Source organism: Rhodococcus sp. JG-3, from assembly GCF_000482405.1.
GTDB lineage: Bacteria > Actinomycetota > Actinomycetes > Mycobacteriales > Mycobacteriaceae > Rhodococcoides > Rhodococcoides fascians.
The window spans coordinates 1,883,206-1,894,924 of the sequence record NZ_KI519398.1; the positions used below are offsets into that span (position 1 = coordinate 1,883,206).

The 11,719-nt window shown below is 65.2% G+C and carries 13 protein-coding genes and 1 riboswitch; of the genes, 4 read left to right on the forward strand and 9 right to left on the reverse strand.

Annotated elements, in window-relative coordinates; all coding sequences use genetic code 11:
- The first annotated feature begins 70 nt into the window (after window positions 1–70).
- The gene (locus tag K414_RS29365) at window positions 71–367 is read left to right on the forward strand and encodes a hypothetical protein (protein ID WP_032365867.1); all 297 of its coding nucleotides are present in this window, start codon (window positions 71–73) and stop codon (window positions 365–367) included.
- Window positions 368–379: 12 nt separating this feature from the next.
- Here K414_RS29365 and K414_RS26610 read toward each other — a convergent pair whose 3' ends face one another.
- Both K414_RS26610 and K414_RS0110335 read right to left on the reverse strand, forming a co-directional pair.
- A complete protein-coding gene (locus tag K414_RS26610; protein ID WP_045842143.1) occupies window positions 380–679 on the reverse strand; it encodes an ANTAR domain-containing protein in 300 nt (99 codons plus the stop codon).
- Window positions 680–767: 88 nt separating this feature from the next.
- On the reverse strand, window positions 768–1,352 hold the full coding sequence (locus K414_RS0110335) for a helix-turn-helix transcriptional regulator (RefSeq protein ID WP_027495879.1): 585 nt from the start codon (window positions 1,350–1,352) through the stop codon (window positions 768–770).
- A gap of 112 nt (window positions 1,353–1,464) precedes the next feature.
- Here K414_RS0110335 and K414_RS26615 point away from each other — a divergent pair, with 112 nt between their 5' ends.
- Window positions 1,465–2,589: a hypothetical protein gene (locus K414_RS26615; RefSeq protein WP_051365048.1), complete on the forward strand. Its 1,125-nt coding sequence runs from the start codon at window positions 1,465–1,467 to the stop codon at window positions 2,587–2,589.
- Here K414_RS26615 and K414_RS0110345 read toward each other — a convergent pair.
- The 6 genes from K414_RS0110345 to metE all read right to left on the reverse strand — a co-directional run bounded on the left by K414_RS0110345 (window position 2,519) and on the right by metE (window position 8,931).
- Entirely contained in the window at window positions 2,519–3,433 is a 915-nt protein-coding gene (locus tag K414_RS0110345; RefSeq protein ID WP_027495880.1) for a pseudouridine synthase, read from the reverse strand. The genes K414_RS26615 and K414_RS0110345 overlap by 71 nt on opposite strands.
- A gap of 92 nt (window positions 3,434–3,525) precedes the next feature.
- Complete coding sequence (locus K414_RS0110350) at window positions 3,526–4,521, reverse strand: NADP-dependent oxidoreductase (RefSeq protein ID WP_027495881.1); 996 nt, start codon at window positions 4,519–4,521, stop codon at window positions 3,526–3,528.
- Between the two features lie 11 nt (window positions 4,522–4,532).
- Window positions 4,533–4,958 (reverse strand): organic hydroperoxide resistance protein, encoded by a 426-nt coding sequence (locus tag K414_RS0110355; protein ID WP_027495882.1) that lies wholly within the window; start codon window positions 4,956–4,958, stop codon window positions 4,533–4,535.
- On the reverse strand, window positions 4,955–5,413 hold the full coding sequence (locus K414_RS0110360; protein ID WP_027495883.1) for a MarR family transcriptional regulator: 459 nt from the start codon (window positions 5,411–5,413) through the stop codon (window positions 4,955–4,957). Before K414_RS0110360 ends, K414_RS0110355 begins: the two co-directional genes overlap by 4 nt.
- A 97-nt stretch (window positions 5,414–5,510) precedes the next feature.
- A complete protein-coding gene (locus K414_RS0110365) occupies window positions 5,511–6,563 on the reverse strand; it encodes an iron-siderophore ABC transporter substrate-binding protein (protein WP_037219101.1) in 1,053 nt (350 codons plus the stop codon).
- 100 nt (window positions 6,564–6,663) lie between these two features.
- Window positions 6,664–8,931, reverse strand: a complete 2,268-nt coding sequence (metE, locus tag K414_RS0110370) for a 5-methyltetrahydropteroyltriglutamate--homocysteine S-methyltransferase (protein ID WP_027495885.1) — start codon at window positions 8,929–8,931, stop codon at window positions 6,664–6,666.
- A gap of 129 nt (window positions 8,932–9,060) precedes the next feature.
- A riboswitch (cobalamin riboswitch) is annotated at window positions 9,061–9,270 on the reverse strand.
- A gap of 239 nt (window positions 9,271–9,509) precedes the next feature.
- Here metE and K414_RS0110380 point away from each other — a divergent pair.
- Window positions 9,510–10,601 carry a 3-deoxy-7-phosphoheptulonate synthase gene (locus tag K414_RS0110380; RefSeq protein WP_027495886.1) on the forward strand — a complete coding sequence of 364 codons (1,092 nt, stop codon included), beginning with the start codon at window positions 9,510–9,512 and terminating at the stop codon, window positions 10,599–10,601.
- Between the two features lie 11 nt (window positions 10,602–10,612).
- Here the strand turns inward: K414_RS0110380 and K414_RS0110385 are convergent, their stop codons facing one another.
- The gene (locus K414_RS0110385; protein WP_027495887.1) at window positions 10,613–11,233 is read right to left on the reverse strand and encodes an alpha-ketoglutarate-dependent dioxygenase AlkB; all 621 of its coding nucleotides are present in this window, start codon (window positions 11,231–11,233) and stop codon (window positions 10,613–10,615) included.
- A 58-nt stretch (window positions 11,234–11,291) separates the two neighbouring features.
- Between K414_RS0110385 and K414_RS0110390 the strand changes: the two genes are divergently transcribed.
- Window positions 11,292–11,717, forward strand: coding sequence for a VOC family protein (locus K414_RS0110390; RefSeq protein ID WP_027495888.1), 426 nt, complete (start codon window positions 11,292–11,294; stop codon window positions 11,715–11,717).
- The last annotated feature ends 2 nt before the right edge of the window (window positions 11,718–11,719 follow it).

An 11,719-nucleotide genomic window follows, 5' to 3' on the forward strand; every position in this document is an offset into this window, starting at 1 on the left:
GGTCGCTCGAATCCGAGCGTAGAGTTCGTCGGAGGATATCGAGGCCGACGACCGAGGGCGACTTCATTTCATGGGCACAGCGAACGGCGCACCGTCACCGCGCGACGACAATTACGACGTCAATCTTGCCCAGGCGAGAGTGTTCGCGCGAGGACTGGCCGAACACATTCGGACGTGTTCGGCGGCCATCGAAATAGCGCAATCCAAAGCATTTCGGGCTCGCGCCGATCGTGCCGAATCTCGCGCGAGGCAATTCGAGTCCGAGGCATCCACTCTCCGCACCGAGCTCTACGAGATGTATCGGCACATCGACGCGATGACGGCTCGATTCCCGGAACTGCGGACCGACCCGGCAGTCCGCGGATAGCGAGCCGCCTAATCAGACTGCGGCGGAACCGGTGACCAAGCCGAACGTGGTCTCGGCTCCACGCCGGCCCAGCGCCGAACCCCACACCGAGTACACCGCGTCAGTCGTCGTGGACTGCTCCACGTCGCGCCCCTCGGCGACAGTGATCAGCGTGCGGGAGAGCTCGAACAGACTTACCCGGTGATTCTTCGCCGTGGTGAACAACTCGTCGATGGCGTCGGCCACCGAGCCGCCGTGGATCCCGATGAGCACTCCGGTCGCGATGTCGACGTCGGTACGAGAGGCGGGTGAATCGGGCAGTCTGTCGGTCATCTTTTTCCTCGAGATGGTGTTGTCGGTGCGGATGACCGAGTGGATTCTGCGTCGAGCGGGCTTCACTGTCTCACACCGACATGACTTTTCATACAGTCGGTTTCGCGCGGACGTGCATGCGCTCGCCCTGAGGTCCGAACAAGCTCAGCAGCTCGACCGGTCGGTTGCCGACAGCGCCGAACCAGTGCGGTACCCGGGTGTCGAATTCGGCGGCCTCACCGGCCTTCATCGTCAGATCGTGTTCGCCGAGAATAAGTCTCAGGGTGCCGTCGAGAACGTAGAACCACTCGTACCCCTCGTGCACCCGCGGGCGTGGCTCCTTGTCGTCGGGACGAATCAGCAGTTTGAAGGCCTGCAGGCCACCCGGGCGGAGCGTCAGCGGAAGGATGGTGACGTTCTCGCGCACCGTGGCTGTGGTGCGTACTCGGGGATCGGCGACGGGGGGAGTCGTCACCAGATCGTCGAGTGCCATCTGATGCGCTCGCGCGATCGGCCACAGCAGTTCGAGACTGGGTTTGCGGTCACCGGATTCGAGCCGCGAGAGCGTGCTGATCGAGATGCCGGTGGTCTCGGACAGTGCGGCGAGGGTGGTGTTCTTCTCCATCCGAATGCGCTTGAGGCGGGGGCCGAGGCCGGCGATGAGCTCGTCGAGGGTGGTTTCTGCGTCCGTCATCGATCCATTGCAGTTTCGGCAAACGAATTTGTCAAGTCGTCCCCATGCGGCGCGCGGGAATGCAGAGGCGAAAACAGCCCGGAGGCGACGGCGGGAAGCTCATACTCGGTTCATGATCGCTCGTCCGGGGCACCCGCAACGTACCGGCGTGGTCCGCGATGCCTACGGCAGTTCCGCGTCCGAGGCCTTCATGGTGGTGGCCATTGCCACGATTCTGGTCACCAGGGCGTATTTGGAGCTCACGCACTACCCGCAGGTCGGTGGCAAGTCGCTGCACATCGCGCACGCCCTGTACGGCGGGGCGGCGATGATGCTGGCTCTGTTGATCGGGTGGATGTTCATCGGGTTCGGCGTTCGGGTCCTCACCGTGGTGCTCGGCGGAATCGGGTTCGGGTTGTTTCTCGACGAGGTCGGCAAGTTCGTCACCAAGGACAACGATTACTTCTACGGCCCGTCGTCGGAGATCATGTACGTCCTGGTGGTGCTGCTGTTGGTGTTCAGCAGGATCGTGCGGGAGTTCCGCAGGCCCTCGCGGGACGAGTCGCTGGCGAATGCGGCCGCGATCGCCGCGGATGGCGTCGCGCACGGTCTTCCCGAGCATCGGCGCGACTGGGCGCTGCGGATGGTTGCGCGAGCGGAGTCGGACGGAGCCGACCCGGACACCGTAGCCGGAATCAGATTGTTGCTCGGCACCTGCCGCCGGTCGACATCGCGTACCTACTCGATGCGCCAGTTCGTTCCACGGCTGATTCCCGCGTTCTTCACCAGTCCCCGTTGGGTTCCCGTCGTCGGCTGGGGACTGGTCCTGATCTCCGGGGCGGGAGTCGTGTTCGGGATCGTCGAGCTCGTCCTGGGTGACCTGCTCATCGATCGCCGAGACCTGACGATCGACGTCGACAGGATGGGCATCGCCAGCGGCATCCTGTTCGTCAGTGCCTGCATCACTTTCGCCACGGCGCTGCCGGCGATGCTGCGGTTGCGAACGGGCGGTCCCGTGTGGCCGTTGCGCACTCTCCGCGTGTCCGCACTGGTGTTCACGTTGCTCAACGCGCTCGTGGATTTCGCCCAGGAGGGGTTCGCTGCGCTGGGAAATGTAGCGGTCGGTCTGTTCGCGCTCGCGGTCATCTCGCACCGCATCACCGTCCGAGCCGACGAAATAGCCGGTACTACGAAATCGGTTGCACTGCAGGAGGATCGAGACTCCGATTGCTCTCGAACCGTCGAACCACGCCGCTGAGCGGATCGACGAACTCGATGGAGCGAGCCAGTAGGCGGAGCGGATCGGAGTAGTCGTCGTCGGCGACCTCGCGGAACGACGGGTAGAAGTTGTCGCCCACGATCGGGATTCCCAGCGAGCACAGATGAACCCGAAGTTGATGCGTCTTCCCGGTGCGCGGGTGCAGCCGATATCGACCGTACGATCCGAGAGTGTCGACCAGTTCGACGCGTGTCTCGGCATTGGGCTCGCCCGGTACCTCTCGCGCCTGAAGAACGCCGCGGTCCTTGACGATTCGACTGTGCACCGTCAGGGGGAAGTCGACATTCTGGGACAGTGGGGCAATTGCCTCGTACTGCTTGGTGACCGTGCGCTGAGCGAACATCTCCTGATACGGCCGGCGCGCCTGCCGCTGCACGGTGAACACCAGTACACCCGCGGTGAGTCGATCCAGTCGGTGAGCAGGGCTCAACTCGGGGAGATCGAATTGTCGTCGCAGCAGAACCAACGCCGAGCGTGCGATGTACGCGCCTCGCGGCGTCGTGGCGAGGAAGTGCGGCTTGTCCACCACGAGCAGGTTCTCGTCGCGGTGCAGCACATCGAGGGAGAACGGCACGGCCGATTCCACCGGTGGGTCACGGTAGAGGTAGATGTCCGCACGCGGGCCGGCGATCGTCGACGGGTCGATCGGTACGCCCGCTGCATCGACGACCTCCCCGGCGGACACCTTCTCGGTCAGCCTGGCCGCATCCTGCGGGAAGCGGGCACACAGATATTGGAGCACCGTTGCGCCGGTCGCGACGTCGGGCATCCGCACCCTGGTGGGGTCGAGGCCGTCGCGCAACGGAAGTGGGGCGGCAGGCATGCAACGACTGTAATCGGTGCACGCATGGAAACACCCCGGTCGGAATTCCCGACCGGGGTGTGGACTGCGGTGACGCGCCGTGCCGGCCCGACCTAGATGGTGACGACCATCTTGCCGGTGTTCTCGCCCTTCATCAGTCCGATGAAGGCTGCCGGAGCGTTGTCGAGGCCTTCGACGATCGTTTCGTCGAATTCGATTGCGCCGCTGGCGAGCCAATCCGTCATCTTCGCGCGGAATTCCTCGGTGAGGTGCGCGTACGAGCCGACGATGAATCCCTTCAACGTCAGCTCCTTGCCGATGGCGAGGGCGAGGTTGCGCGGGGCCGGTGTCGGTTCGGTCGAGTTGTACTGAGCGATGGCTCCGCACATGGCAATTCGGCCGTGCTTGTTCATCGACCCGATAGCAGCTTCGAGATGGTCACCGCCGACGTTGTCGAAGTACACGTCGATGCCGTCGGGAGCTGCCTGTCGGAGCTGTTCGGCGACAGGGCCGTCGTGGTAGTCGAATGCCGCGTCGAACCCGAGCTCGAGCAAGCGAGCAACCTTGGCGGGGGATCCGGCGCTACCGATGACGCGAGATGCGCCGAGCGCCTTGGCGATCTGTCCGACGAGCGAGCCGACGGCTCCGGCGGCGCCGGAGACGAACACGACGTCGCCCTTCTGGAACGACGCCACGGCCGTCAGGCCCGCATACGCTGTGGTGCCGGTCATTCCGAGTGCGCTCAGGTATGCCGATGCCTTGGCTGCGCCGAGGTCGACCTTGCTGGCTCCCTGTGCCGGGACGATGGCGAGATCGCGCCATCCCTTGCCGTGCACAACAGCGTCGCCGACTGCGAAACCGTCGGCCTTGGATTCGACGACCTCGCCGACGGCACCGCCGTCGAGCGGCGCATCGAGCTGGAACGGCGGGACGTACGACTTCACGTCGTTCATCCGACCACGCATGTACGGATCGACCGACATCACGATGTTGCGAACGAGGATCTGCCCGTCCTGCAGTTCGGGGAGGTCGATGACCTCCGCGCGAAAGTTGTCTTCGGTCGGCCAGCCTTCTGGGCGGGACGCGAGGTGAATTTCGTGTGCCTTCATGGTGTTTCCTCTTACTCGTCTTCGGTGACGGTGACGGTGACGTCGATGTTGCCGCGGGTGGCGTTGGAGTACGGGCAGACCTGATGGGCCTTGTCGGCCAGGGCCTGGGCGTTCTCGCGGCTCAGGTTCGGCAGAGTCACCTCGAGGGTGACTGCGAGCTGGAAGCCGCCTGCGTCGTTGGGGCCGATGTCGACACGAGCGCCGACAGCCGAGTCGGTGACGTCGGCCTTGTCCTGACGCGCCACCATCTGCAGTGCGGAGTGGAAGCACGCGGCGTAGCCGGCTGCGAACAGCTGCTCGGGGTTGGTGCCGTTTCCGCTGCCGCCCATGGCCTCCGGGATGGCGAGATCGAGGTCGAGACGTCCGTCGGAGGTGCGGGCGTGGCCGTTACGGCCTTCGCCGGTGGCGAGTGCCTCTGCGGTGTAGATGGTCTTCATGATTCTCCTTCTGTCGTGCGCGAATCGGTGTGATGGAGAGCGCTCGTCAATGCGTCGAGCGATTCCTTGAGCCTGACGAGATCGTCGACTCCCATGCCGGTCTTCTCGGCCAGCTTGCGGGGGAGGTCGAGTGCCTTCGCGCGCATGGCGCTACCGGTCTCGGTGAGGTGGATCTCGACGCGGCGTTCGTCGGTGCTCAGTCGTCGACGCTCGATGAAACCGAGACCTTCGAGTCGCTTGAGCATCGGCGAGAGCGTGCCGGTGTCGAGGTCGAGTTCGGCACAGATGTCCTTGACGCCGCGCCCGTCCTTCTCCCACAGCACCAGCAGAACCAGGTACTGCGGGTACGTGACGCCCAACTTGTCGAGCATCGGGCGATACACCGCGGTGGTAGCCCGCGAAGCGGAGTACAGCGCGAAGCACACCTGACGATCGAGTGCGAGTTCGTTGGTCACGAGAAGAACGGTAGCGCACGGTTAAGTTGTGCGCAACCTATCCGCCCGATGTGAGTGGAACTTCGTAGCCTGCTACGAAGTGTCACTCACATGGGGGTCAGCTCTGCAGAGCGTTTCTCAGGCCGTCGAGCACGATGGTCGCCGCCGTGGGGCCGGCGTTGAGGTACCACGGGTCGTCGTCGACGCGCACGATGTGGTTCTGTGTTGCCGCGCTCATCCCGGTCCACAATGGATTGGTGGTGTACGACGCAGCGTTCGAATCGGCTCCCGCGTCCTGGCTGGAGACGAATACCCAATCGGCGTTCGCCAACTGGATCTCTTCCTCGCTGAAGTCCTGCGAGGTCTTGTCGAATTGCTGGCTGGGCGGGCGCGCCAGACCGGCGTCCGAGGCGATGAATCCAGCGAACGACGCGACGCCGAACACGCGTGCCCGGTCTGCGGTGAAGCGGACGAACGACACCGTCGGAGCGCCCCCGGATCCGCCGCCGTTGGAGACCGAATCACCCAGTGCGCGAGCGTCGGACGCGAATGTGTCCAGGAACCCTTGCGCCTGCTCGGTGCGTCCCAGTGCATCCGCGAGAAGAAGGAAGTCCTGCTTCCAGTTCACGCCGGTGCCCTCGGTCAATACGGTCGGCGCGATGGCCGACAGCGTCGCGTAGATGTCTTCCGAGCCGGTCTTGTTGGCCAGGATGAGGTCGGGTTCGGCGGCGGCGACGGCCTCGATGTCGACGCTCTGGCGGTTGCCCAGATCTGCCATCTGCGTCAGTTGGTCCGCGTACTGGGGGAACGAGAAGCTGATGTAGTCGGGCACCAGATCGGCTCCGTCGCCGTAGGCGGCACCGGTGGGGATCACGCCCAGGGTCAATGCGGCGTCGAGCTGGCCGGTGGCGATCACCACGATCTTCTTCGGCTCGGCGGGGATGTCGGTGGATCCGCCGAAATGCCCGACGGTGCGCGGGAACTCGCCGTCGGCGGCACCCGAACCCATGCCGTCGGGAATGCCGGTGGGGCCCGGTGCGTCCGATGCCGCGTCGGTGCTGGAGGTGGGAGGGGTGGCGGTGCTCGGTGTCTGCCCGCCGCTGTCGCCGCACGCGACGGTGGTCAGAGCTGCGACTGCGACGAGGGCAGTGACGACGAGCAGACGTTTCACTTCGATCTCTTTCACCGAGCGGGCATGGATAGGTAACCCTAGCCTGGCGACCACGTGAGCGGAACTTCGTAGCAGGGGTCGAAGTTCCGCTCACATGGGGTCAGCGCAGCGCTGCCGCGGCCAGCACCATGTTTCTCAACGACTGCTCGACCTCGGCCGGGCCCCGTGTCTTCAGTCCGCAGTCCGGATTGACCCAGAGCCGTTCGAGGGGAACTGCCTCGGCCGCTGCGCGGAGCGACTCGGTGATCTCGGCGACCGTCGGAACTCGCGGCGAATGGATGTCGTAGACACCGGGTCCCACGTCGAGTGCGAAGCCGACCGCAGTGAGGTCGTCGAGCACCTCCATGCGCGAGCGTGCGGCCTCGATGGACGTCACGTCGGCGTCCAGGGCGACGATGGCGTCGATGACCTCACCGAACTCGGAATAGCACAGGTGCGTGTGGATCTGTGTCGCGTCGTCGACGCCGGACGTCGCGATCCGAAACGAGCGGACGGCCCAATCCAGATACGCTGCAGTATCTTTCGAGCGCAGCGGTAGCAGTTCGCGGAGCGCGGGCTCGTCCACCTGGACGACGCGGATCCCCGCCGACTCCAGGTCGATCGTCTCGTCTCGAATCGCCGAGGCGATCTGAGCTGCCGACTCGGCCGCCGGGATGTCGTCTCGGACGAACGACCACGCGAGAATGGTCACCGGGCCGGTCAGCATGCCCTTGACCGGTTTGTCGGTCAGTGACTGCGCGTACGTCGCCCACTCCACCGTCATCGGTGCCGGGCGCGAGACGTCGCCGTACAGGATCGGTGGTCGCACGCACCGTGACCCGTACGACTGCACCCAGCCGTTGGCGGTCACGACGAATCCGTCGAGTTGCTCGGCGAAGTACTGCACCATGTCGTTTCGTTCGGGCTCGCCGTGGACGAGCACGTCCAACCCCAGACGCTCCTGCAGTGCAACGACATCGGCGATCTCCGCACGCATCTGCCGCACGTACTCCGCCTCGTCGACGGTGCCGCTGCGCAGCGCCGCCCGCGCGCGGCGGATCGTGCTCGTCTGTGGGAAGGAGCCGATGGTCGTCGTCGGCAGAACAGGGAGCGAGAGATGCTCGGACTGCACGATGCGGCGGACGTCTCCTGGGCTGCGGTCACGGCCGGCAGCGCTGGTCACGCGCGTACGGATTGCCGGATCGTGCAACCGTGCATCGTGTCTCCGCGAATCCAGAGCCGCGCGGGCCGACTCGAATCGGTCCGACACGAATCGATCGGTTTCCCCGGCTGTTCCGCCCTGGAGTGCGCGCGCGAGCACCGAGACCTCGGTGATCTTCTCGTTCCCGAACGCCAGCCACGACCGCAGTGTCGGTTCGAGCTGAGGTTCGGCGTCCAACGAATAGGGAACGTGGAGCAGCGAGCACGACGACGACACCGCCACTGCGCGCGCATGTCTGCCGACCTCGTACAGTGTCTCGAGCGCGGCGTCGAGATCGGTGCGCCAGACATTGCGTCCGTCGACGACGCCGGCCACGACGAGCATCGTCGAGGTAGCGCGAGTAGCTGCAAGTTGCTCGGCCACACCAGGAACGGTCAGATCGACGGCCAGGCCCTCGATCCCGGTGGACGCCACTGCGGGCAGCGCGTCGCCCAGGTCGCCGAAGTAGGACGCCAGCAGAATGGCCGGGCGGGTCTGCGAGGCTGCGAGTTGCTCGAAGCATCGGGTCGCCGCTGCGACGGTCTCGTCGTCGAGATCGCGCACCAGCGCCGGTTCGTCGATCTGGACCCACTCGGCTCCGGCTGCGGCGAGGAGTTCGAGCAGACGGTCGTAGAGCGGTATCAGTTCGTCCACCCGTCCCAGCAGCGAATCGGAGGAGCCGACGGACTTGGACAGCAACAGGAAGGTGACCGGTCCGATGATCACCGGACGTGCCGGGATCCCCAGTGCACGAGCCTCGTTCACCTCGCCGAGCACCTTGTCCGGGTGCAGGGAGAACGTGGTCTCCGGCGAGATCTCGGGCACGAGGTAGTGGTAATTGGTGTCGAACCATTTGGTCATTTCGAGCGGGACGATGGTCTCGGTGCCGCGGGCGGCGGCGAAGTACCGATCGAGTTCACCTTCGACCGCCTCGACTCGCGGTGGCAACGCTCCGAGGAGGGCCGCAGTGTCGAGCATTTGGTCGTAGTACGAAAAGGTGTTCACCGGAACGGAATCGAGCCTGGCTGCGAGTGTGTGCCAATCGTTCTCGCGAAGATTCTTCGCGACCGATTCGAGGGCCTCGGCGTCGATCTTTCCGGCCCAATAGGATTCGACGGCTTTCTTCAGTTCTCGGTTGGGTCCGATGCGAGCCGAACCGAGCACGGTGGCGGTGAAATCGTTGTTCACAGTTGATCTCCAGGGTGACTACACGTGGGTGGTGCACCGTCTTCACGGGCGCGCAGATCCCGGTGAGCCCTGACCACAGCCATACCAGGGTTACGCGCCCATTCCACGAGGCGGTGAACCGCTGCACACGGCGTGCACAGCACAGAGGGCAGGTATTCGGACTTGCAGGCGCGCGGACGAAGAGCCCACTCCTACTGGCCGTCGCTTCCCGAAGAGGCTTCTTCAGTGCGTGATGACGGTGGTCGTTCCTGCATACCGCTGCGGGACAGTCCCGGATTCTCACCGGGTTCCCTCTCGCGATGCGCCGTGACTGCACGCACCGCTCGACGCCGAGGTGAACTTCGGGGCTCCTCATGACCACCTGGCGAACCGACTGCAGGGACGAGCATAGATGCATCGCGGGAGAGTCTGTTACGGTGCTCTTCATGCAGCGCACGTATTTCTGGTTTAGCAGGCCGGCCCCGGGTGGGTCAGCCAGCGACGCCATGCGCTGACCCTCCACCCCACGAGCCGGATACAGACCGGCTCGAAGTGCGCGCGGAGCATGCGGAGCCGGCCTGGGAACAGGAAACCCTCTCATGACGCTCTCCCTCGACACCCCGTCACTCGACGATCAGCGCACGATCAGCATCAGTCCGCTGGTCGCTCCGTCGGTCGTACGCCGCGAGCACGCGGTGGACGACGCGATCTCGGCGAGTGTTCGTACCGGACGCTCCGGTGTCGTCGACATTCTCGACGGCCGTGACGACCGACTGATCGTCGTGGTCGGCCCGTGTTCGGTGCACGACACCGACGCTGCCCTCGATTACGCCCGACGCCTCGCCGCCACGGCAGCCGAGCTGGGCGATCGACTGCACATCGTCATGCGGGTCTACTTCGAGAAGCCGCGGACGACGCTCGGCTGGAAGGGTCTGATCAACGATCCGCACCTCGACGGCAGCTTCGATATCAACGAAGGTCTTCGAGTGGGACGCCAGCTGCTGCTGGACATCTCGGCGCTCGGCCTGCCCGTCGGCTGCGAATTCCTCGACCCGATCACCCCGCAGTACATTGCGGACCTGGTCAGCTACGGTGCCATCGGAGCACGGACCGCAGCCAGCCAGGTGCACCGGCAGCTGTGCAGCGCCTTGTCGATGCCGGTCGGCATCAAGAACTCGACCGAAGGTGACATCCAGGTCGCCGTGGACGGAACCCGCGCCGCCGCGGCGAGCCACGTCTTCCCCGGAACCGATCTCGACGGCAAGGCGGCTTTGATCAGGACCGTCGGAAACCCCGATTGCCATGTCATCCTGCGCGGCGGCGTCGACGGACCGAACTACGACGCCGAGTCCGTGGCCGATACCGTTGCTCGCCTGCGTAAGTCGGGTCTGCCGGAGCGAGTCGTCATCGATGCCAGCCACGGCAACAGCCGCAAGGATCACAACAAGCAGGTGGACGTCGTCACCGACGTGGCCGCCAGGGTCGCGGCCGGCGAGCACGGAACTGTCGGGCTGATGCTCGAGAGCTTCCTCGTCGCGGGGCGTCAGGACCTCGAGCTCGGCCACCGCGACGAGCTCGTGTACGGCCAGTCCATCACCGATGCATGCCTCGACTGGGACACGACGGCAACGCAATTGGCCACTCTCGCGGCGGCCGTCGAGACGCGTCGGGCCTCGAACGCCGCGCGCTGACGCGTCGTGCGTTACCGAACCCCGCGCGGTCGAAATTGCACGCTGATGCGTGGGCCGACCGCGCGGGTCGATTTGGGAATTGCATGCTCCCAGGTCCGTTGACAGGACCCGCCCATCACCACCAGGTCGCCGTGACCGAGGGTGAATTTCAGAGAGGTCCCGCCGCCGCGGGGACGGAGCATGAGTTGTCTTGTCGCACCGAGCGATACGATCGCCACCATCGTGTCCTCGGTGGCGCTGCGGCCGATGTTGTCGCCGTGCCAGGCGACGCTGTCGGACCCGTCGCGGTAGTAACACAGTCCCGCGGTGGCGAACGACTCTCCGAGCTCGCTTCGGTAGTGGTCGTCCAGTGCATCGCGGGCCTCGTACAGTGCCGCATGCGGCCAGTGCTCCCGCTCGGCGTAGTACCGAACCAGGCGCGGCACATCGACCACGCGGTCGTACATCTGCCTGCGTTCGGCGCGCCAGTCGACGTCGGTGACCAGCGAATCGAAAAGGTCGCTGTCGGACAACCAGCCCGGCCGCACATCGACCCAGGCACCGAGCGTCAGCTCGCGGCGGGTGACGGACTGCAGCGACCCGACGCCACCGTCGTCGTCACCGAACAGCGAACCTTGCATCGCGAGCGACATGACTCGACTGTATCGAACAGGTGTTCCCATTACCAGCTCCCGGCGGTATCGTTCTCGCATGGGTTACCGAATTCAGGTCGTCGTGGACAGCGTCGACCCGCATGCGCTCGCGGCATGGTGGGCACAGACTCTCGGCTGGCAGGTCGAACCCAGCAACGAGGAGTTCATTCGCGAGATGGTTGCGGCAGGCCACGCCCGAGAGGAGGACACAACCGTGTTCGACGGCGTTCTGGTGTGGCGAGCAGGCCAGGGCATCACCGATCCGGAATCTCCGGGCACCCCGCGGGTGCTGTTTCAGGCGGTACCCGAATCGAAGTCCGTGAAGAACCGACTCCATCTCGACGTTCGCGTCGGTGACGGACGCGAGGCGGTGGTGACCGAACTCGAAGGTCGAGGCGCGTCGTTACTGCATCGCGGGCAGCAAGGGCCCAGCACCTGGATCACCATGACCGATCCCGAGGGCAACGAGTTCTGCGTCAGCTGATC